Source organism: Rhodococcus sp. 05-340-2 (assembly GCF_002258915.1).
GTDB lineage: Bacteria > Actinomycetota > Actinomycetes > Mycobacteriales > Mycobacteriaceae > Rhodococcoides.
The window spans coordinates 12363-33537 of record NZ_NOYU01000028.1; the positions used below are offsets into that span (position 1 = coordinate 12363).

At 63.2% G+C, this 21175-nt stretch carries 24 protein-coding genes and 1 pseudogene; 16 read left to right on the plus strand and 9 right to left on the minus strand.

Annotation, left to right across the window (positions count from 1 at the left end; genetic code table 11):
- Nucleotides 1-15: 15 nt before the first annotated feature.
- Both CH271_RS19355 and CH271_RS19360 read left to right on the plus strand, forming a co-directional pair.
- Entirely contained in the window at nt 16-1161 is a 1146-nt protein-coding gene (locus tag CH271_RS19355) for a citrate/2-methylcitrate synthase (RefSeq protein WP_094634642.1), read from the plus strand.
- A 319-nt stretch (nt 1162-1480) separates the two neighbouring features.
- Nucleotides 1481-1948: a hypothetical protein gene (locus CH271_RS19360; RefSeq protein ID WP_094634643.1), complete on the plus strand. Its 468-nt coding sequence runs from the start codon at nt 1481-1483 to the stop codon at nt 1946-1948.
- Nucleotides 1949-2034: 86 nt separating this feature from the next.
- Here CH271_RS19360 and CH271_RS19365 read toward each other — a convergent pair whose 3' ends face one another.
- Both CH271_RS19365 and CH271_RS19370 read right to left on the minus strand, forming a co-directional pair.
- Entirely contained in the window at nt 2035-2604 is a 570-nt protein-coding gene (locus tag CH271_RS19365) for a cysteine hydrolase family protein (RefSeq protein WP_094634644.1), read from the minus strand.
- A 24-nt stretch (nt 2605-2628) separates the two neighbouring features.
- Nucleotides 2629-3129, minus strand: a complete 501-nt coding sequence (locus CH271_RS19370) for a MarR family winged helix-turn-helix transcriptional regulator (RefSeq protein ID WP_094630187.1) — start codon at nt 3127-3129, stop codon at nt 2629-2631.
- Between the two features lie 105 nt (nt 3130-3234).
- Here CH271_RS19370 and CH271_RS19375 point away from each other — a divergent pair, with 105 nt between their 5' ends.
- Entirely contained in the window at nt 3235-4152 is a 918-nt protein-coding gene (locus CH271_RS19375; RefSeq protein WP_094634645.1) for an EamA family transporter, read from the plus strand.
- 76 nt (nt 4153-4228) lie between these two features.
- Here CH271_RS19375 and CH271_RS19380 read toward each other — a convergent pair whose 3' ends face one another.
- A complete protein-coding gene (locus CH271_RS19380; RefSeq protein WP_094634673.1) occupies nt 4229-5407 on the minus strand; it encodes an Nramp family divalent metal transporter in 1179 nt (392 codons plus the stop codon).
- A 289-nt stretch (nt 5408-5696) separates the two neighbouring features.
- Nucleotides 5697-6638: a dihydrodipicolinate synthase family protein gene (locus tag CH271_RS19385; protein WP_037193826.1), complete on the minus strand. Its 942-nt coding sequence runs from the start codon at nt 6636-6638 to the stop codon at nt 5697-5699.
- A gap of 221 nt (nt 6639-6859) precedes the next feature.
- Between CH271_RS19385 and CH271_RS19390 the strand changes: the two genes are divergently transcribed.
- The 3 genes from CH271_RS19390 to CH271_RS19400 all read left to right on the plus strand — a co-directional run bounded on the left by CH271_RS19390 (nt 6860) and on the right by CH271_RS19400 (nt 9188).
- Nucleotides 6860-7894, plus strand: a complete 1035-nt coding sequence (locus tag CH271_RS19390) for a LacI family DNA-binding transcriptional regulator (protein ID WP_143546074.1) — start codon at nt 6860-6862, stop codon at nt 7892-7894.
- Nucleotides 7895-7898: 4 nt separating this feature from the next.
- Complete coding sequence (locus tag CH271_RS19395) at nt 7899-8396, plus strand: hypothetical protein (RefSeq protein ID WP_143546075.1); 498 nt, start codon at nt 7899-7901, stop codon at nt 8394-8396.
- A gap of 420 nt (nt 8397-8816) precedes the next feature.
- Nucleotides 8817-9188 (plus strand): PLD nuclease N-terminal domain-containing protein, encoded by a 372-nt coding sequence (locus tag CH271_RS19400; protein WP_037194160.1) that lies wholly within the window; start codon nt 8817-8819, stop codon nt 9186-9188.
- Here CH271_RS19400 and CH271_RS19405 read toward each other — a convergent pair.
- Together CH271_RS19405 and CH271_RS19410 are read right to left on the minus strand one after the other, a co-directional pair.
- Nucleotides 9189-9404: pseudogene (locus CH271_RS19405) on the minus strand (S26 family signal peptidase); the annotation flags it as partial.
- A 29-nt stretch (nt 9405-9433) separates the two neighbouring features.
- A complete protein-coding gene (locus tag CH271_RS19410) occupies nt 9434-9841 on the minus strand; it encodes a hypothetical protein (RefSeq protein WP_143546076.1) in 408 nt (135 codons plus the stop codon).
- A 152-nt stretch (nt 9842-9993) separates the two neighbouring features.
- Here CH271_RS19410 and CH271_RS19415 point away from each other — a divergent pair, with 152 nt between their 5' ends.
- Entirely contained in the window at nt 9994-10857 is an 864-nt protein-coding gene (locus CH271_RS19415; protein ID WP_094634675.1) for a type IV toxin-antitoxin system AbiEi family antitoxin domain-containing protein, read from the plus strand.
- Between the two features lie 22 nt (nt 10858-10879).
- Here CH271_RS19415 and CH271_RS19420 read toward each other — a convergent pair whose 3' ends face one another.
- On the minus strand, nt 10880-11092 hold the full coding sequence (locus tag CH271_RS19420) for a hypothetical protein (protein ID WP_143546077.1): 213 nt from the start codon (nt 11090-11092) through the stop codon (nt 10880-10882).
- 93 nt (nt 11093-11185) lie between these two features.
- Here CH271_RS19420 and CH271_RS19425 point away from each other — a divergent pair, with 93 nt between their 5' ends.
- From CH271_RS19425 to CH271_RS19445, 5 genes are all read left to right on the plus strand, one after another.
- Nucleotides 11186-11479 carry a hypothetical protein gene (locus tag CH271_RS19425; protein ID WP_143546078.1) on the plus strand — a complete coding sequence of 98 codons (294 nt, stop codon included), beginning with the start codon at nt 11186-11188 and terminating at the stop codon, nt 11477-11479.
- A gap of 144 nt (nt 11480-11623) precedes the next feature.
- Nucleotides 11624-12229 (plus strand): GntR family transcriptional regulator, encoded by a 606-nt coding sequence (locus CH271_RS19430; protein ID WP_179274699.1) that lies wholly within the window; start codon nt 11624-11626, stop codon nt 12227-12229.
- Between the two features lie 177 nt (nt 12230-12406).
- A complete protein-coding gene (locus CH271_RS19435) occupies nt 12407-13849 on the plus strand; it encodes an MFS transporter (RefSeq protein WP_256986472.1) in 1443 nt (480 codons plus the stop codon).
- Nucleotides 13850-13887: 38 nt separating this feature from the next.
- A complete protein-coding gene (locus CH271_RS19440) occupies nt 13888-14808 on the plus strand; it encodes an ABC transporter substrate-binding protein (RefSeq protein WP_094634651.1) in 921 nt (306 codons plus the stop codon).
- Between the two features lie 2 nt (nt 14809-14810).
- Nucleotides 14811-15794 carry an ornithine cyclodeaminase family protein gene (locus CH271_RS19445; protein ID WP_094634652.1) on the plus strand — a complete coding sequence of 328 codons (984 nt, stop codon included), beginning with the start codon at nt 14811-14813 and terminating at the stop codon, nt 15792-15794.
- 154 nt (nt 15795-15948) lie between these two features.
- Here the strand turns inward: CH271_RS19445 and CH271_RS19450 are convergent, their stop codons facing one another.
- Nucleotides 15949-17175, minus strand: coding sequence for a GGDEF domain-containing protein (locus CH271_RS19450; protein ID WP_143546079.1), 1227 nt, complete (start codon nt 17173-17175; stop codon nt 15949-15951).
- A 119-nt stretch (nt 17176-17294) separates the two neighbouring features.
- Here CH271_RS19450 and CH271_RS19455 point away from each other — a divergent pair, with 119 nt between their 5' ends.
- Genes CH271_RS19455 through CH271_RS19470 form a run of 4 tightly spaced genes read left to right on the plus strand, consistent with a single transcriptional unit; the run spans nt 17295 to nt 20208 of the window.
- Nucleotides 17295-18500 carry an MFS transporter gene (locus tag CH271_RS19455; protein ID WP_094634677.1) on the plus strand — a complete coding sequence of 402 codons (1206 nt, stop codon included), beginning with the start codon at nt 17295-17297 and terminating at the stop codon, nt 18498-18500.
- A 14-nt stretch (nt 18501-18514) separates the two neighbouring features.
- Nucleotides 18515-18871, plus strand: coding sequence for an ArsR/SmtB family transcription factor (locus CH271_RS19460; RefSeq protein ID WP_032396178.1), 357 nt, complete (start codon nt 18515-18517; stop codon nt 18869-18871).
- 27 nt (nt 18872-18898) lie between these two features.
- A complete protein-coding gene (locus tag CH271_RS19465) occupies nt 18899-19441 on the plus strand; it encodes a copper resistance CopC family protein (protein WP_094634654.1) in 543 nt (180 codons plus the stop codon).
- Nucleotides 19442-19476: 35 nt separating this feature from the next.
- On the plus strand, nt 19477-20208 hold the full coding sequence (locus CH271_RS19470) for a TetR/AcrR family transcriptional regulator (protein WP_094634655.1): 732 nt from the start codon (nt 19477-19479) through the stop codon (nt 20206-20208).
- Here the strand turns inward: CH271_RS19470 and CH271_RS19475 are convergent.
- Complete coding sequence (locus tag CH271_RS19475; RefSeq protein ID WP_094634656.1) at nt 20181-21149, minus strand: AurF N-oxygenase family protein; 969 nt, start codon at nt 21147-21149, stop codon at nt 20181-20183. The genes CH271_RS19470 and CH271_RS19475 overlap by 28 nt on opposite strands.
- Between the last annotated feature and the right edge of the window lie 26 nt (nt 21150-21175).

Below are 21175 nucleotides of genomic sequence, written 5' to 3' on the forward strand. Positions count from 1 at the left end.
CAAAGGAGTGCAGCCATGACCGTTCTCGACGCCCCACGGGGGCTCCACAACGTCGTCGTCACCACCACATCGATCGGAGATGTACGCGGCGACGAAGGCTTTTATCACTACCGGCAGTACTCGGCGATCGACATCGCGCTACACAAGACCTTCGAGGACGCGTGGTTCCTCATGATCGAGGGCCGGTTGCCCAGCGACTCCGAGCGCGCCGAGTTCCTGCGCACGGTGGCACCACTGCGCGTGCTGCCGAAGGACGTCGCAGCGGCCGTGAAGACAGTGGCACTGTCGGGTCCGGAGCAACCACTCTTCGCGTTACGGACGGTGTTGTCGGGAGTGGCCGGCGCTGTACCGCTGTACGAGTCGTCGGAATCGGACAAGCGTGCGACCGCGCTGCGTCTGTGTGCGATGACGCCGACCATCCTGGCTGCGGTGCACAGGATTCGGGCCGGCCAGGAGCCGATCGATCCACGCGAGGACCTGACCACGGCTCAGAACTGGCTGTTCATGATCACCGGACAGGTGCCCGACAACGACCGCGCCCGGGCAGTCGACCGATACCTCACGGCCACGATCGATCACGGGTTCAACGCGTCGACGTTCACTGCGCGAGTCGTGGCGTCGACCGGGTCGGACATCGCGTCCGCAGTGTGTGCAGCGATCGGTGCCTTCGCGGGCCCATTGCACGGAGGTGCCCCGGATCGCGCCCTCGACGGGCTGGACGAAATTGCCGATGTCGATTCTGCAGATACGTGGGCACGCGCGAAAATCGCGGCAGGAGAACGCATCATGGGATTCGGGCATCCGGTGTACCGAACCGATGATCCCCGATCGGTGATGCTGCGCGAGACTGCGCAGGAGATGGGCGGTGAGCTCATCGACAAGGCGGTTCAGGTCGAGAAGGTCATCGCCGCTGCGCTCGCCGATCTGAAGCCGGACCGCAAGCTGTACGCCAATGTCGAGTACTACGCCGGCGTCGTGATGGAGCTGTGCGGAATTCCGCGGTCGATGTTCACGCCCACCTTCGCATGCAGTCGGATGGTCGGGTGGTGCGCCAACATCGTCGAGCAGTCACACGACAGCAAGATCATTCGCCCGATCGCCCGCTACGACGGCCCAGCGCCTTCGGCAGTGGTGCGGTCAAGTGCCAACCAGCGCACCTAATCACGCCACTGCGGAGCACTCATCTTCGCGAACGGGTAGCGCCGAAGCGCATTCGATCACAACTCCGGTCGATGTCACGCCAGAACTCGTCGGGAGACATGTGGCCTGCGACCTTCATGCGCACCTTCTTCACGTCGAGAGCAGGTCTTCCGTTACGACGACCATTGCGAATTCCCCGTGCAGGTCGGTCGCAGTCATGGCCGACAACGTCGCGGCAGGAACTGTGGTTCCGTCGAGGGCATGGAGATAATTGCAGCCATCGGGGAGATGTACGAAATGATGCAGAAGAGAACACCCCCGACTCTGTCACACTACGACCATGAGCGGCGACAGCGACGAGCACAACCGTGTGAAGCGACAACCGGCGAGCTTCCGACGCGAGTCGGCAGCGTGGTTTCCGATCTCGCTGGCCTTCGCACTCACCGTTACCTTCATCGAAGTCGATCTTCGAGCGATTGTGTCGAATCCAGCCGTAGTTCTCTTCTGCGCGGTCTTCGTTGTTCTGTCCCTCATCCCTGGAGCGATAGTGAGCTTCTTCGCGGTCGCCGCAACAAGAGTTGCCGATCAATTGATGAGGGAAACGCTCTCGAAGGAAAACACGCAATCGGTTGCTTCTCTTCATGGCACCTTGGCGGGGTTCGTCGCCGGCCTTCTCACATGGTTCTGGTTGCTGTTGAACAGACCGAAAGCCGATACAGCATCAGTCATCATCGCCGCCGCCTTGGTCGCGCTGGTCGCGGCGATATTCGCAGCGCGAGGATTGATAGCGAGACGATCGAGTCTCTGACTACTACTACGAAGACATAGGCTGCCAGCCCGGCCAGCTCCTGCATTGTCCTGTCACGATGCAAGTCACTTCCGTTGTGCGCTTGTTCAATTCGAGAGCAGGTCTTCCGTCGCAACCACAGTCGCAAATTCCCCGTGCAGGTTGGTCGCAGTCATGGCCGACAACGTCGCGGCAGAAACGGTGGTTCCGTCGAGGGCGAGGCGATCGAAGGTGTGAGTGGCGTCGATGACGAAGTACGTGTCGTATCCGAGGTTTCCGGCCATGCGAGCCGTCGTCTCGCAGCAATGGTTTGTCGTGATTCCGCAGATGACGACCTGGTCGATGCCTTCGGCGCGTAGCCAGGCATCGAGATCCGGTGTGCCGTAGAAACTCGAATTGACTCGTTTACTAATCAGTAGGTCGGGACTTCCTTCGATGATGTCTTTGAACGCGTGCCCGGAACCGCTCGGCGACAAAGGAGATCGGGGGTTGTCGGAGTCGTGTCGGACGAACACCACCGGCCAGGACTTGGACCGCCACGAGCGAAGTAGAGCGGCGATGTTGCCTTCACACGACGGGTTGTCCCGCGGACCCCAGAACTCGGCATCGTCGAATCCCGCCTGTACATCGACAACGATGAGAGCGGGCCTCCGGAAGTCGATCTGTGATTCGCCCATGCGGCCAAGGATACGACGAGGTTGCTACTGCTGAATGTCGAGCAGCAGCCGCTTCAGCAAGGCAGCGAGTTGGCTTCGTTCGCCGGGAGTAAGTGATGTCAGCAGCGCTTCCTCGTTCGCCACGTGTGCCGGTAGCGCTGCATCCACAGCCGAAATCCCTGCAGCCGTCAATTGCACGATGACCACTCGACGGTTCGTCGGGTCGATTTCGCGTTCGATCAGACCTTTGTCCGTGAGCCGATTCAAGCGGTTCGTGATGGCTCCCGACGTCACCATTGCACTATCGAGCAACTGCCCCACGGTGAGGCGATGCGGGGCTCCGGTGCGCCGAAGCGTAGCGATCAGATCGAATTCGCCTGCTTGCAAACCATATTCGGCCAAAGTCACCTGAATACGCTTGTCCAGAACGGATGCAGCTCGACTGATGCGCCCGATGACGGCCATCGGGCTGACATCGACATCGGGCCGCTCGACCGTCCACTGTTGCAGGATCCGATCCACTGCATCCTGCACCTCGTCCGACACCTACTGACCCCTCACCGCTGAACCGTTGACGTCCGGCAAGCATACGCATACTGTTCAACGCAGGGATAGTTTAACGTTAAGATGTTTTTCGAACCAGGAGGCGAGATGCGGGCATCCCATACCGATGCTGATTCGACCCACGCTCGGGGACCACGCGGCGCATCCTCGACTCTCGGAATCACCGCCGCGGCCGCACTGGCCCCCATTGTCTGGGGGACAACATATTTGGTGACCTCCGAGCTTCTCCCGCCGGATCGACCCATGACCGCCGGTGTTCTTCGCGCCGTTCCGGCGGGGCTGCTGCTTCTACTCATCTCACCGGGGATTCCAGGACGCGGTTGGCGACTGAAGACCACTGTCCTCGGCGTGTTGAACATCGGATTGTTCTTTCCGATGCTGTTCGTAGCGGCCTACCGGCTTCCTGGAGGCACCGCAGCCGTCGTCGGTTCTGCGCAACCTCTCGTCATCATCGCGATGTCCACGGCGCTCGGGTGGGGACGCACGCGTCCTGTGCAGATCGGATGGGCCCTCGTCGCTGCAGTCGGGGTCGCGCTGACGACGATCTCGAGCACCGTTCGACTCGACGCGATCGGCCTCGCCGCCGCGGCCATCGGTACCGCCAGCATGGCGACCGGCATCGTCCTCACCAAGTGTTGGGGTGTGCCGCCGAACACCAATCCGCTCAATTCCACTGCGTGGCAACTACTCGTCGGCGGCATGGTGATCTTCCCGTTGATTCCGATCGTCGACGACGGTCCGTGGGCCATCGACGCAGAGGCTGTACTCGGCTACGCATGGCTCTCGGTGATCGGCGGTGCAATGGCGTACGCATTGTGGTTCCGCGGTGCCCGCGCGCTGCCCTCGACAAGCATTTCCCTGCTCGGCGTCCTCAGTCCGCTGACCGCGGCCGCCCTCGGTTGGATTGTGTTGGGACAGAACATGACAGCACTGCAATGTGCTGGTTTCGGCGTTGCACTCATCGGTTCGACAGCCGGACAGTTCATGCCGAGAAACACACGGTGACGGTTGGCCGCATACAGAGAATCCCGGGCGGGCGATCGTATGAGCTCCCACTCGGGATTCGCTTCGACTCGACGGGCTACCGAGTCAGCAGTTCGTAGATCAGCAGACCCGACAGAGACAGGATGGACAGGAAGCCGAGGACGCCGAGTGCGTTCTTCCACCATGTGTTTCGGAGATCCCCCATCAACTGACGGTTGTTACTCATCACGTAGAGCAGGAAGCCGAGGAACGGGGCCACCAGCACGGTCAGAGCCTGAGCGACGATGATCAGTTGGATCGGCGACGAGGTGAACACGATCGTGATCGCCAGGCCGAATGCCAGGATTGCAGCGCACGTAGCCTTTGCCGTCGGGGTACTCGGGGAGGCCCCTCGCCCCAGTGCGTCGGAGAGCATCGTGCCGCCGGCGGTTGCGTTGGCGACCATGGACGAGAACGCAGCTCCCGACAATCCGAGCGCGAAGATCGTGGATCCGATGGGCCCCGCGATGGGTTCGAAGATCTTGGCGAGTCCGACCAGGGTTGCCGCTTCGGCGTTCTGGCTCCCGAGAACGGCGGCGGCCACGACGATGACGAGTGCGGTCATGATGCCGGGGGCGACGATGCCGGGAATGGTGTCGGCGATGGAGGTTCGACGATATTCGTCTCTGGTACGGCCCCGCTCATGAATGCCGTAGGAGGTGAAGAACGCTGCGTTGAGCGAGAAGTTGGTGCCCACGAGAGCGACGATGAGCAGCATGCTTCCGGGAGGGGCACTGGGCATGACTCCGCTGAGTGCCATGTACCAGTCGGGCTTGGCAATGACTGCGCTGATGATGAACGCGGCACCGAGAAGTCCGACGATGACCAGCAGGACTCGCTCGACTATGCGATAGACGTTGCGGAACAACAGAATCAGTGCGACGAATACCGTGCACGCTATCGTCCAGATCAGCGGGGAGCCGCCGAAGACCATCGACAGTCCGAGCCCGGATCCGACGGCGTTGCCGACCGAGAAGCAGAGTGTGATGACGAAGACGCCGATTCCGGCTGCGACACCGACGCGCTGACCGAGGACGTCTTTGACCGAGCTGATCAACGACTTCGGCGTGCGTATACCCAGACGCACGCTCATGTCGGCGTAGACGAGCATGAACACCGTCGACAACACGACGACCCAGATCAACGCGTAGCCGTACTTGCTGCCTGCTTCGACCGCACTGGCCAGGTTTCCCGGGCCGAACTGCCAGGCACCGGCGATGAAGGCGGGACCCGCCATGGCCAGCGTGCTCAGGACGGTCTTCCATCGATTCGACATGGCAGGCGGTCCGTCTGCGGTGATGGTGGACGCAGCTGGTGCCACCGGGGTCGTGCGGGGATGACTCATGACGAGCCTTTCTGGTGACGCTCCGTACTCGCTATTAGAGGCAGTGTGCCCTCGGCTCGACGCGGTGGGGAGCGGATACGAAAAGTACGAGCGAAGGTCGGTGTGCGGCATCGATGGCCACAGGAAGATGGCCATCGATGCCTACCGAGTGATCTGACGCGGTCTGATCCTGTGAAGGAACTCAGACCAGCGCGGGTACTACCGAGCCGAGGTTCGCGGAGTCGAGTGCTGCTGCGATCTCTTCGTGAGCGCCTGCGGCGAGTGGCAGCAGCGGCGAGCGGACGGTGGCGTGCTCGAGGATGCCGCGGTGGACCAGGCCTTCCTTGAGCGCGACGGTGCCCTCCATGTGAGATCCGCGGTGGTAGACGTTCGCGGTGACGGGCAGGAGTCGGTCGTGGATGGCGCGTGCGGCCGGGTAGTCCTTGGCCTTGCCTGCGGCGATGAGCTCGACGAGGGGTTCGGGAGCCAATCCGCCGTAGCCGACGAGGAGCCCGTCGACGTCGAACATGGTGTGCAGCAGGTACTCGTCGTGGCAGCTGAGGATCTGCAGGTCCGGGTTCTCCTTACGCAGAACCGGAATCTCACGGTCCCAGCGGCGCATGTTCCGAACGCCGTTCTTGGTGGCGAAAACGCCCTCCTGAGCAGCGATTTCGAGCTGGGTGTCGAGGTTGTACGTCGCCTTGGTGACGTCCGGGTACTGGAACAGGATCAGAGGCAGGCCCGACCCTTCGTACAGTGCCTTGTAGCGGTCCTGCGGTGCGCCGTCCTGGTAGCCGAAGCGCAGCCAACCGTGCGACGGGTAGACCAGGCCGCCCGACGCACCCGCGTCGACTGCGCGCTTGGCTTCTTCGACCGACACGGCGGTACCTTCCCCGGTGATGCCGGCGATGATCGGAAGCTTTCCGTCGACCGAATCGCGAAAGGCACCGATCACTTTGGCCTGCTCGGTCTGGGTGAGGAACGTGCCTTCACCCGCGTGGCCGAGGACGACCAGACTCTTGACGCCATCGACGCTGCCGAGCCAGGACCCGAGGCGCTGGATTGCGTCGTAGTCCACCTCGCCGTCGCGAGTGAACGGCGTGATCGGTGCCGGGCTGAGTCCGCGGAGATCGAGTGAATTCATGTTGTCGTCCTTCTCGAGAATCTGATGGGAACGTTGTCGGGAACGTTTGCATCACGCTAAGCCCACTGCCATAGATGTGTCAACCATCACTTTCGAGATGCAGAGTGACGGGCGTTTCTCTGCGCGTATGCAAACGTTCCTGGGACGTTTGCATGCGCCGCAGGCTGGCGATCTGTAAGTTCGGCGGTACCAGGAGTTCAACGAACAGTCAGGAACTGCACATGCGTTCCACCCGAAGCGGGCTCTCGACGGAGCGAACGGACGCCGTCACGCTGCGTGACGTCGCCAAGGCTGCCGGGGTGAGCATCTCGACCGTCAGCCGCGTGCTCGACGACCGTGTCGCACCGTCCCGATCCGCGACAGCCGTCCGGGTGCGCGAGATTGCCGAGCACCTCGGGTATCGGCGCAATACGTTCGCGTCGAATCTGCGGCGGGGTGCCACCGCCACCATCGGCGTCCTGGTGCCCCGCCTCTCGGACACCGTGATGGCGTTGATGTTCGAGGCCATCGACAGGGCTGCGGGCAAAGAGGGCTACCACGCCGTCGTCGCGACGAGCGGCGATGATCCCACCGACGAATGGAACGCCGCGCAATCGCTTCTCGAACGCAATGTCGATGGGGTCGTTCTCGCCACGAGCCGCACCGACGACCCCCTCCCCAGCCATCTCCGCGAGAACGGAATTCCGCACGTCCTGGTTTTGAGAACCGACGGCAAGAGCCCGTCCTCGATCGGCGACGACGAGACAGGCGGATATCTGGCGGTTCGTCACCTCATCGATCTCGGCCACACCGACATCGCAGTGCTGACAGGCCCTCTGTTCACCTCCAGCGCCGTCGGCCGTCTGGCGGGCGCGCACAAGGCATTTGCCGAAGCCGGCCTGCAACCGCGCCCGGAGTGGACCATCGAGACCGGCTACGGAATCGAAGCCGGTGCACGCGCAGGACACGATCTGCTCGACGGCACAGGCCGCCCGACCGCCGTGTTCGCCGCCAACGACAACCTCGCCCTCGGAGTGTTGTCGGCAGCGCATCGACACAATCTTGCTGTCGGAGAGGACCTTTCACTCGTCGGTTACAACGACATCCCGCTCGCCCAACTGTTGCCGGTCCCCCTGACATCGGTTCGCACCGCATTCGACCAGATAGCCCGAACCGCAATGGAGATACTGCTCAACGGTGACGACGGCTCGACTCCCCTGAAAATGGCGCTCCCGACGCTGATTCCGCGCCAATCATCGAGCCGCGCGGCACGATGAGTGCGTGAGCGTCATTGTCTCGGTTGAGCTCCCCTCCCGCATGAAGAACTCGGGGAAGACACGTCGCCTGCTGGCGCTCGTCGTCATTTTCACGGCGTCGTGCAGTTCGTTCGAGCCTGGCGAACGCAGGTCCATGGACCGAGAAGAAATGTCGCACGGTCTGCAAGACATAGCATTCGAGGTGCCGAGTGGCTTCGAGTTCGTTCAGGCCTTCACTCACGCGGAGTTCGTCGGCCGGCCCGCGTGGTGGGCGCGATTCGACGCATCGAGCGAGTGGGGCGACGACGTGGCGCTCTCGGCGGCAAACCCTTCCTATCCGCCGCTGCAACCGGTCACGTGCACCGCTGCATCGACGAGCAATTGGACTGCTCTGGGCATGACCTGCGAACCCGAGATGCTGTCCACCTCGCGTCCCGCTCAGGGGACGGCAGACCCTGTGACCGTCCTGCTCACCAGGAACACACGACAGTCGTCGCTGTTCATCTACTCCCAAGGCCACTGACTGTTGCTGTGACGCTGGTCGGGGTGTCGACGTGATGCCGGTTGCCCTGTGGGCTGAAGCAATTGCAATCCGAATCGGGTGCAGCTGACCGCGGTAAGCGCGGTCAGCTGCACCCGATTCCGGCTGTCAGCGGGCTCCGGAGTGTCTACCTTCGGATGTCGATCGAAGAACCGGTTTGCCTCGTCGTTCTCGAACCCGGTACACCGGGGTGCCCACCCATGTTGGCGTACAACGTTTTCCACTCGGCCGTGAATGCGTCGAACATATTTCGGGCACGAAGCTCCCGGCGAACAGAAGGGCGGCGGCGGGTCGCCCCTCTCCGTCGACGAACAGACGTCGGGCCACGTCTGTTGAATTCGCGACAATCCCGCTACGATCCTCGGTACATCAGACCGAACGGTCTCGAACATGGAGGATCACATGCCGTATCTCGGCTTGCTGGTGATGTTGCTGTGGGTGTTCTGTCTGATCGACGTGATCACGGCCGACGACGGTGGAGTGCGATTCCTCCCGAAGATCGTGTGGCTGCTGTTGGTGGTGTTTCTTCCGCTCGCCGGCTCGTTGGCGTGGCTGTTCGCGGGTCGTCCGATCGGGGGTGGAATCTGGGGAGGTCCCGGCGGCGGCAACCGGCGGGCGATCAATTCTGCGTTCCCGGAGTACGAAACGCGCCCCGGTCGTCAGGCCGCGCAGAATCCCGATGCCGATGCGGAATTTCTTCGGCAGTGCCGAGAGCGCGCAGAAGAGCAACGTCGACTCGAACGCGAGCGCCGCAAGCGAGATCTCGGATTCTGATCAGTGTTCCTGGATCGACGGCGACTCGATGGTGCCCCATCGCGAGGGAGGCAGAACGATCAGGCGCGCTTTGCCGATGACATTTCCAACGGGCACCGTGCCGCCCAGTTCGTCTTTGCGGTGGGCCCTGGAATCGGCTGAGCCGCTGCGGTTGTCGCCCATCATCCAGAGATTGCCGGTGGACACCGTGACCGGCCCGACGCAGCGTCCTTTAGCGCTTTCGCTCTGGGGTCAGTCGACCGAACTCAGCAGGTCTGGACGTTCTCACTGACCGGATTACCGAAACGGGAGGGCGCGAGAACATACGCGAATACGTAGCTCACCGGTGTCAGTGTTCCGAGCATTATCAACGACTCCGGGTGCAGAGAAGGATTTCCCGAGGCCGCCTCGGTCCATGCGAGCAGTCCGCCAACCACCAGCATCACGGCCGCTGCCGAACACAGCGCGAAACGGTGCCTCCATCGGTTGCGAGTCCGCGGCGGCCAGAACGCCGCAGTCCGCACTGCGTAGTGCCCACCTGCGACCGCGACCAGGCCGACCATCAGTCCGACCACTCCGCCGATCACAGCCGGGAGGGTCAGGTCCCACCACCGACCGTTGGCACTCGACCAAATGAGGACCGCAGCCGTGCACGCACCACTGGCCGCCGCCACACATAGCTCCTTGGCGACCCATTCCATGCGAATGACTCAAACACACAGCTCCACGTCGATTGAATCCGGTGCAGCCAGCCGCGCTGAGCGCGGTTCATTGCACCCGATTCGCACTGTGGAACCGCTCCAGCGCAGTGAACGTCCAAGTGGACATGCTCGATGAATGGTTGGCGCAGCACGACGGCGTGATCACCCGCGCGCAGGCGGCGATGTGCGGCCTGAGCGGCGATGCTGTGGACCGCTCGGTGCGAGCGGGTGCGTGGCGAACGATTCATCGCGGGGTGTATTTCGTCGTCGATCGCCCGTTCACTGCGGACGCGCGCATTCGGTGCGTTGTGTGGGGTGCAGGACCGAACGCTGTGCTCAGCGGAGAAGCCGCGGCCTTCTGGCACGGGGTGATCTCCGAGACCCCGAGCATCATCGAAGTCACCACCCCGCGCAAGGGGCGAAGCCGCGCCGAAGGATGCCGACTCCGCCGACGCGATATCCACAGCAAGGACATCGTCGAGCGCCGCGGACTTCAGGTCACGTCTCTCGAACTGACCGTACTCGAAGCCTCGATAGGCAAGGCGCACATCATGGATCGTGCACTTCAGCGACACACCAACCTCAGAAGACTGCAACAGGCCCATGCACGAAACCCAGGTCGCACCGGCGCTCCCGAGGCGAAGCGGCTGCTGAAGGTAGCAGCCAACGGTGCCCGCTCGGAGGGAGAGCGTCTCTTGATCCGAGAGTTCCGGGCCCGCAAGATCAGCGGCTGGGTGGTCAACTATCGATGGGGCGAATACGAACTCGACATAGCTTTCCTCGCCGAGATGCTGGCCATCGAAATCGACGGCTGGGCATTCCACTCCGATCACGATGCATTCCAACGGGATCGGAGCAGGCAGAACGGCATCAGCCCGAGCTGGACGATCCTTCGCTACACCTGGGCCGACCTGACCGAACGCATGGATCACGTGATCGCCGAAATTACCGAAACCCTCGATCGAATCCGGTGCAGCCAGCCGCGCTGAGCGCGGTCGGTTGCACCCGATTTCACCGCCGTGGGGACGGGGGCGGACTGTACGAGCCATCGAGTCGACCCCTGATGCGTCGGATCGCCTTCCATCCCGCAGGCGTCACCGCGGTGCTGACTATCGCGCCGAACATGACGCCCTGCAGGAGTGCCGACCACTGGCCGGGGTTGTCTCCGAACAGAGGCCACTTGTACAGAATTGCGAGGACCGCGAGGAACACCAGAGCACGCATACCTGCACCCTCCCATGACATCCTCAGCGTCGCGAACCATCCGGTATGGTGAGGGAAACGGGCAAAGTGGACCACGCGAGGTCGGAGGCCGAGATGCAGAAGCCCTTTCGCGAGTGGGTCATGACCGGCGCTCTGAGCAAAAGGTGCGGCGCAACCCGAGCCGATTACATCCATGCTCTGGCGCTTGTCCCCGCAGTCGGTCTCGGCTTCCTTCTGATCCACTCGATGATCGACTCGGGCTCCACGGCCCTCGATATTGCCGCAGGATGCCTGGGCGGCGCCATCACCGGATTCCTCTATCTCTACATCGCGTATCGAGTCGATTCACGCAAGAAACGCGGGCCCACCCCCGCCCCGCCGCTAGGTGCTCGGCCGACACGGCTTTGAGCTGAGTCGGATCCGACGCCATGTGGATTTCGGACGTGATTCCCGCTCCGACGGCTTTCTTCTCCACGGGTACGAGGACAAGCCCCGACGAGGGCACCCCTCGTAGACGGCGTGCTTGCGACTACGCGATCTAGACTCCACCTCGTGTATCCAGATGGCGGATCTCCCGGCGGCACGATTGCCCAGACGTTGCGTGACGAGATTCTTTCCGGCCGTCGCGTCGGCGGTGAGCGGCTGGTCGAGGAGTCGATTGCCAAGTCGTTCGGCGTGTCTCGGGTACCTGTGCGGGAAGCACTCGCGCAGCTCCAGGCCGAAGGTTTCGTCACCATCGTTCGCTATCGAGGCGCAACCGTCTCGACGACGCTGCACAAGGAGAACAAAGAGCTCCTCGAAGTTCGTCACGGGCTCGAGGTATTGGCCGCTCAGCTTGCCGCCAGAAACAGGGGCGGCTCGGTCGCCGACGAGCTTGCTGCAGTCATCGAAAGGGCCAGGACACAGGCACCCACCCCGAATGCAACCCCGCCGTTCCACGACTTGGTCGCGATGGCGGCAGGCAACGATCAACTGCGGGAGATGCTGGCCGGGGTCAATCGTCGGGTGGCCTGGGGACTCGGTCACGATCCTGGTGCGTCCGTCCACGATCACTCGGCCCTGGCGGCGGCGATTCTCAACGGCTCTCCGGTACAAGCAGGCTTTCTCATGGACGAGCACCTCAAGCGCGACGAGACCGGCACCCACAGCGAAGCCTGACCGCCAAGTCGTATACGATTTGAGCGATATATCAAGGCCTTAACACATTCGTAGCGGGAGATAACCAAGATGACACACTTTTTGTATACAAATTAGGCAGTCGTTTCGGAGAGTTACGAGAGGCGACTCACCGGAAAACATCCGTTGCCGGTGCCTGCCAGCCCGCTGGAGCACACCATGTCTGCCTCTACCTCGGAATCCATTCCACCTACTCCCCTCCCGCCGACCCCCGCGTCGGGCCTGACCAACGCCCTCGATCGCATCGGCTTCACCCGCGTCCAAGGTGCTGTCGTCCTCCTGCTGATGGCCGGACTGTTCTTCGACAGCCTGGAGCAGAACTCCACCGGCGCGATGGGCCCGCTCATCAAGGAATCACTCGGAATCGGCAATGCTCAATTGACTCTCATCAACACCGCCACCGTGATCGGCGGCCTCGTCGGACGCCTCATCGGCGGCTACATCGCCGACCGTTGGGGACGTCGAACTGCGTTGAGCCTCAACCTCCTCGTCTACTCGCTCGGTGGTCTGATCAGCGCCGCAGCGGTGAGCTACGAGATGCTGCTCGCCAGCCGCTTCATCGTCGGCATCGGTCTCGGTGGCGAATTCACCGTCGGCTTGGCCATTTTGGCGGAACTCGTTGCGACCCGACACCGCGGTTCACTGCTGGCGACACTCAACATCTCGTCCGGCGGCATCGGAAACATCGCCTCGTTCGGCTTCTTCATGCTGGTACTCGGCCCGCTCGGTGGAGCGCTCGGCGGCGACGACACCTCGTGGCGCTGGACCTACGTCATCCTCGCGGTGCCGGCCGTACTGGTGGTCTTCTTCCGTCGGTATCTGCCCGAGTCCCCGCGATTCCTGATGTCCAAGGGCCGGATCGACGACGCCAACCGCAGCCTCACCAGGTTGGCCAGCGGCTCCATCTCCGGACTCCGAAACCCAGGTCCCACAAAGCAGTTCGTCACCGCGGACGATGTGTTGCCTTCCACGGAGAAGACGTCCTACGCTGAGGTGTTCAAGGGTCAGAATCTGCGCCGCACAGCAGCGGTGGGAGCCGCATCGTGGATGTCCTTCGGTGCGCAGGTCACACTGCTGTTCCTGATGCCCATCCTGCTGGTCTCCCGCGGCTACTCACTCACCGATTCGCTGCTGTTCACGATGATCATGAACGTCGGTAGCCTGTTCGGAGCCTGTGCCGCATGCTATTTGGCCGGACGCGTCCGCCGCCGTCCTACCGTCATGACCGCTGCGGTTCTCGGTTGCGGTTCCGCCGTCGCATTCGCAACCCTGGCGAACAGCGTCGCCACCATCTTGATCCTCGGTGCGATCTTCCAGTTCTTCACGATGATGCTCAACACGATGCTCTCGGTATGGACTCCCGAGCTGTTCCCCACGTCCATCCGCGGCATGGGCACCTCGTTGGTCAACGGAATCGGCAATGTGGCAGGAGCCGTCATGCCGTTCGCCGCATTGTTCTTCTTCGACATCGCCGGTGTAGCCGGGGTCTTCATGATGATCGCCGGCATGTATGCCCTCCTCGTCGTCGCCGCGAAGTTCGGCCCGGAGACCTTCGGCCGATCGTTGGAGGCGGTGAACGAAAAGGAGCTCGTCGCAGCGTAATTCCACTCGATTGCACAACGTAGAAAGTAGAGAACACCATGACCGATCACTTGTCCATCTCCGCTACTGCACACGGACTGAACTACCTTCCCGAGTACTACGCAGACAACGCCGGGCTCTTTGCCGACAACGGCCTGTCCGTTCACGCGAAGGCCTGCGATCCATGGACCGGCGTGCTCGACGACCTCGCCAGCGGCGCAGCCGATATCGCACTCGGTGGCCTGTGGGTCCCCGGAATGTACTGGGGCACATCACGACAGCTCACCGTCTTTGCGCAGCTCAATCACCAGTTCCCCAAAGCCCTCGTCATGCGGGAACCGACACCGGATGGATTCGACTGGTCCATGCTGACCGGAAAGACCGTGCTGGCTCCGGGCATCGGTGGTAGTGCACCGTATGCGATCACCGCAGGCATGATGCGCCAGAGCGGAGTCGACTCGTCCCGCACCACCTTCCTCCGTGACCTGTCGACGCCGATGTTCGTCGAACTGTTCGAGGACGGCCTGGGTGACGCGATCATTCTCGACATCACCACCGCGCAGATCATGTCCGATCGCGGCACCGGCCACATCGTCGTCGAATACGCCGAGGTCGGCGGACTCGGACCGAACAGCGTGTACTACTGCCGCACAGATCGTTTCGAGGAACTGGAAGAGCGTCTCGTGAAGTTCGCGACGGGTCTCGACGCCGCGATGGCGACCGTCAAGGCCACCCCGGTCAGCGAGTTGCAACCGCTGCTGGCCGAGCACTGGCCCACCATCGCGATGCCGACGCTCTCTGCCGCATGCACCAGAATTCAGCAGTCGCAGACCTGGGACACCGTTCGTATCGACGGTGACGCCAGTGACCGCTGGATGCGAATCCTGCAGGAGGAAGGCATGGTTCGCTCTGCGCCGCCGTTCGCGGACCTGGTCACCTCTCGCGTCGTCGACGCCGCCGAACTGACGACGGTCGGCTGACCATGGCACTGGTACTGCGTCATTCGGAGATCTCATCGCTGCTCGACCGCACGGAAGTGTTCGATGCGGTCGAGCGCGCCCTGAGCGACCTGTCCACGGGCACCGCTCAGAATCCGGCTCCGCCGTCGATGGACGGCACCGAAGACGGTCGAATCATCCCGATGGTGGCGCAGTCCAGTACCGCCGAGCTCGCAGTAGTGAAGGTGTTGTCGGACCTGCCGGGGAACCGCGGACGCGGCCTACCCCGGCAGCGCTCGACCATGCTGGTGACGTCCACTCGCACCGGCGAGTGCGTCGCCGTACTCGACGGCCGGGCGATCACGGCGATTCGCACGGCCGCCGCCAGTGCCGTGGCCACTGCGCACCTCGCACGTGCAGACAGCTCCGTCGTGGGCGTAATCGGAGCAGGTAATTTGGCCGTCGAACACGTCCGTGCGCTGTACAGCATCCGCGAGCTCGAGAGCGTCGTCGTCTGGTCGCGATCCGCGGACACGGTGGAACGGTTTCGCGACAACATCGCGGACTTGGACCTGAAGATCGAACACGCCGTATCGGTCGAAGACGTGGTGCGACAGTCCGACATCGTCTGCACGCTCACTCCCTCCGTCGAACCGATTCTGTTCGGGGAGTGGTTGCATGCGGGCACTCACCTCAATGTGGTCGGAGCCGCACCGCGCCCGGGGGAACGCGAGGTCGACGGTGTTGCCATGGCGCGGTCGAGGGTGGTGGTAGACAGCACCGCCACAGCCCTGTCGAAGTCGGGTGATGCACTGCTGGCGATCGCCGAGGGGGCCGTCGACCACAGTCACTTCGATACCGAACTCGGCGATGTCATCACCGGCCGCAAGACCGGACGATCGACCGACGCGGAGATCACGCTCTTCGACTCCACCGGCATCGGGCTCGAGGATCTTGCGGTCGCAGAATTGGTCGTCCAGCGCGCCCGCGCCGCCGGAGTGGGGACCGAGATCGATCTGACGTCGTGACCACGTCCGCAAACGCGCGCGCGTTTGCTGAACGCGCGCAAGATCGCGTCCGATTCGGGCCTGATCCCCGCGCGTCTGACAACTGCGCGCGCGTTTGCGAAAGAACCGGCCCAGCCCGCACCCCACCAGCCCCGCACCCCCATCGATCCGGATCTCAGGCGCGCTTGGACAAGTACATTCGCTCGTCTGCCATTCGTAGCAGTTGGTCCGGGTCGGCGGCCGGTTCCCAGCTCCATCCGACGCTCACCGAGACCGGGATGTCGGTGCCGTCGATGTCGTAGGGGCCGGCGAGGAGGCCCCGAACTCGGTCGGCGAGGCATTCGACACCGTTGCGTGAGCGGGCGCTGCGCAGGAGGACGACAAATTCGTCTCCGCCGATACGGCAGGCGACGTCATCGGATCGGGTGTTGTCCAGGATGCGACGGCCGATTGCCTGGAGCACTCGATCACCCACCGCGTGTCCGAATCGATCGTTGATGGACTTGAATGCGTCGACGTCGACGAAGAGCACTCCCACCGGACGACCGTCGGCGGAGTCCTTCATCGCATGCAACTCGGACATCAGGCGTCGGCGATTGGCCAGTGAGGTGAGGTCGTCGATCAGCACCTGGCGTTCGAGTGACGCCTCGGCGGCTTTGCGGGCAGTGATGTCCTGGATCTGCGCGATGATCACGTCGCCGGATTCGTCGTCGCGCACCACGGTCACGTTGCGCTGCACCCAGATCGTCGCACCGTCCTTGCGGATGTATCGCTTCTCCGACGCCACGTTCGTCAGCGTCCCTTCGGCCAATCCCTTGAGGTGTTCGTCGGCGAGGGGAATGTCGTCGGGGTGCGTGATGTCGCGAAAGGTTTTCTGTCGCAATTCTTCTGCGGTGTAGCCGAGCAATTCGCACAGGGCCTTGTTCACCTGGAGCCATCGTCCGTCGCGGGTCATCACCGCTTTGCCGATCGGGGCGTTCTCCATCACGTTCTGGAACAGCCGGATCGCGCGATCGCGCTCACGCTCGACCTCGGCGCGCGCGCTGACGTCGACGACCAACGCGGTGAACCCGACGACGACACCGTCGACGATATCGGGAACGTAGGTTGCCTGAGTAACGCGCACAGCACCGTTGACGTCGATGAGGGTCCGGTCGAACTGCTGCTGCTCACCGGCGAGGACACCGGTGATGTACGGCAGGTTCAATTCGTACAGCGTCTCACCGAGGAGTTCTCGGATGTGCTTGCCGACCAAGTCCTGAGGTTCGATTCCGAAGAAATCCGCATACACGCGGTTGGCGAACACATTCCGGAGCGCGCTGTCCCAGTACCCGATCATCGACGGCAAACGATCGACGGCACGGCGCATCACCTCGTTCGATGCGTTTCGCGTAACGGTCATGAACCACCTCACTTGTGACGCCGACCGTTGAACGGTACCGAAATATATCGCGATCGGCCTGCAACACGAACACCGATCCCATCAGTGCGCAAGTGCGCACATGTGTGTACGTTGAACCCATGCTTCGCGCCAACATCGCTTTTCGACGCCTTTTCACCGCGCAGGTCGTCGCGTTGCTGGGCACCGGACTGCTCACGGTCGCGTTGGGGCTGCTCGCGTACGACATCGCAGGAAGTGCCGCCGGCGCTGTGCTCGGCACCGCTCTGGCGATCAAGATGATCGCGTATGTGTTTGTCGCTCCTATTGTTTCGTCACTGACGAGCATGCTTCCCCGCAGGTTCGTGCTCGTCACCGCCGACGTCGTCAGAGCACTCACCGCGCTGGCGTTGCCCTTCGTCGATCAGGTGTGGCAGGTCTACGTGCTGATCTTCGTGCTGCAGGCCGCGTCGGCCACCTTCACTCCCACCTTTCAGGCGGTCATTCCGTCCGTGGTGCCCGACGCGCAGCAGTACACCCGCGCGTTGACGCTCTCGCGACTCGCCTACGACCTCGAATCTCTGGTCAGCCCGCTCATCGCCGCAGCCTTGTTGACCGTCATCGGCTTCCACACGCTGTTCGTCGGCACAGCTCTGGGGTTCGTCGCCTCCGCGGCACTGGTGCTCGGCACCGCATTACCGAGACACCTCGCAACCAAGACCCGAAGACCGACCTCGGGCATCGCGACGTTCGTCAGAAATCCCGAACTACAGGGACTGCTCACGTTGAACACGGTGGTCGCCGCAGCGACGGCTCTCGTGGTGGTCAACTCCGTGGTCTATGTCCGCGATCTGTTCGGCGGATCGAGCAGCCAGCTGGCCATCGCTCTCGGCGTCTACGGTGCCGGTTCGATGGTCGCGGCACTGTTCGTCCCGCGAGCCCTCGGATCCATCAGCGATCACACCCTCATGCTCACCGGGGCCGCAGTAGCCGCGACCGGAACTGCCGCAGCAACACTGGTGGCGACCCTGCACGGAGGGTCGGCCGCCTGGGTTGCACTGGCCACGACATGGGCGCTGCTGGGCGTCGGGACGTCGATGATCAACACGCCGTCGGCGAGGATTCTGCGTCGTGAATCCGACGAGAGCACTCGGACGTCCATCTTCACAGCGCAGTTCTCGTTGTCGCACGCGGCGTTTCTGCTCACCTATCCGATTGCGGGTTGGGTCGGTGCCCGGTTCGGGCTGTTCACCGCGGCGATGGTGCTCACGGGCTTGGCTACACTTGCGGCACTGTCCGCAGCACGCCTGTGGAGTCGCTCCCGAATGTCGGTGGTCGTCTCCGCGTAGGGAGACGACGTTCGATGCCACCGAAGAAGGAACCGCGCATCAGCCTCGACCATGCCGTCGAACCGGACTCCGCCCGCCTGGCCACGGCCAGCGACACGTTTCGGATGCTCTCGGACCCCACCCGACTGCACATCCTCTGGCTACTCGACCGAGGCCCCGCCGACGTCAGCGCGTTGACCACGGCCACCGGAACCTCCCGCACCGCCGTCAGCCAGCATCTGGCCAAGCTCCGATTCACCGGACTGGTCGAGACCCGACGCGACGGCCGCAACGTCATCTACCGCCTGGCCGACGGTCACCTCGCCCGTCTCGTGCGTGAGGGCCTCAACTTCGCCGACCACAAGGTCACCGGCGAGCCCCCGCACGAATAACCCTGCACCACAACAAGAAAGCACCCGATGAAACGCCTGGCCGTTATCGCAGCCGCCATTCTCACCGCGACGGCACTGTCGGTCGCCCCGGCAGCTGCTCATGCGTCTCTGCAGTCCAGCAATCCTGCCGAGAACTCCATGCTCGACGCCGCGCCGGACGAGGTGACCCTGACGTTCAATCAGTCCGTGCAGTCGAACTTCGCCACCGTCACCGTCATCGCACCCGATGGGATCGATTGGGCAGCATCGGATCCCATCGTCGACGGCAGTACGGTGACCGTAGATCTGGACGGGCTCGGCGCTGCGGGTGAGTACAACATCGGCTACCGAGTGGTCTCCGCCGACGGACATCCGATCACCGGCAGCATTCCGTTCCAACTCACCCAAGCCTCTCCGACGTCGGCAGCAACCGCGGCAGCAGCGGCCCCAGCCCCTACCGAAACAACCCCGACCGCCGCCGCCCAAGAAACCGAAGACAGCAGCGGCTTTCCGATCTGGATCATTGCGGTGGTCGTCGTCGCGGTGGGTGCGGCCGGTGTTCTGTTTGCGCTTCGTAAACGCAGCAACTGACAGCCTCGACCAGTGCGGACGTGAGAACATGCAGCATGAGTGACGGTGGCCCACGCCCGAAGTCCGATGGCCGTAAGCGGCGTTGGGAACAGCACAACACCGATCGTCGACGCCATATCATCGACGCCGCCATGACGGTGCTGGCGCGCGACATCGCACCCGGTGAGCGGCTCACCACCGCTCAGATTTCCGCCGAGGCCGGGGTGCATCGCACCGGTCTGTACCGGCATTTCCGTGATCGCACCGACTTGGACACGGCCATTCAGCGGGCCATCTGCTCGGAGTTGACGGCCACGTTGGTCACGTCGTTCGCGTTGACCGGAACGCCTCGCGATGTGGTCCATCGCGTGGTGAGCACCTACGTGCGGTGGGTTGCCGAGCATCCCGCGTGGACGCGTTTCGTTGAGCAGGATGTCAGTGCCGAGGCACCGACTCCCCTCGAGGAGACCAACGCAATGCTGGCCGAGCAGTTGGAGGTGAGCGTCGCCGCGTTCCTGGCACTCGTGCACGCGGACCTGACCGCCGACGACTGGTCGCTGGTGCGGCCGTGGGTGGCAGGCCTGGTCTCCGGCTGCATGGGTGCGGTGCGCAGTTGGAGCGGGCAGACCGAATCACGGACCGGCCTGGATCATTTCGCCACGTTCCTGGCCGACACCATCTGGCTGCAGGTCAAGGGACTCGGAGCGTCCCGCGGGATCGAAATCCCGCAGGTGCCCCTCGAAAGCGTCGTCGAGGAAACTCAGCCGAACGACGGCTCACTGCGGTAGCGCGACGGACGTCCGTCGATACCGAGGGCGCGCCACACGCGTCGGGACACGCGGTTCATCATTCCGAGTTCGTCGGCCAGCATCCGCACGTCACCGAAGGTGTCGCGCAATGCCTTTCGTGACGGTTCGCTGTCCCACCACACGGCGTCGACGACATCGTCGGGGATGGCGAGGTCGCGTCGCATCTGCTTGCTGGGCTTCATGATCATGTCGCACAGGATTCGCATGATGACGGGCATCAGAACCGAAATCGACGCCTTCTGAACGCGTCCGAGCCGCGGTGCCTTGTGCTTGAGGTACTGGTGCGCGAAGCCGATGTGCCGCGCCTCTTCGGCGATGTGGATCTGCATCACGCGCATCACCAGGGGGTGCCCCACCGCACCGCTGCGCAGGATTCCCTTCTGCATGTGGTCGATCGGCTCCTCTCCTGCGAGGACGCCGACGAAGAATCCGAACGGTGCCGATCGGCTCGCGAACAGTGCGAGCACCGGCACGATCTTGCGGAACCACGCGGGCCCGCCCGGCACGTCGATGCCGATGCGATTCACCAGTTCCTGGAACATCTGGGTGTGGTGGCACTCTTCGGTCGCCTCGTGCGTCGAGTACCGGAATTCGGGTGAATCGTTCGGCAGCGTGAGGGCGTAGTGCATGAGTCCGCTGATGAGGATCTGCTCGAACTGCAGGCCGACCTTGACCATGCTGGCCTGGCGGTACATGCCGATGTGGATCTGCTCGTCCAGGGGACGCGACTTGTACCAGTCGGTGTGGCCGAGCGGATCCTCGTCGGGAAGTACCCAGCGTGGATCGTTGGGGACGATCGCGTACTCGGGCTCATCCCACGGGATGTCGAGGAAGGCGTCGAAGTGCTGATGCACCGATGCCGTCGACAGTGCATGCAGGTTGTCTCGGTAGAGCGTTCGTGCGTCGTCGACTGCAGTCATGGTGGTCCTTCCGCCTGCGTCCGAAC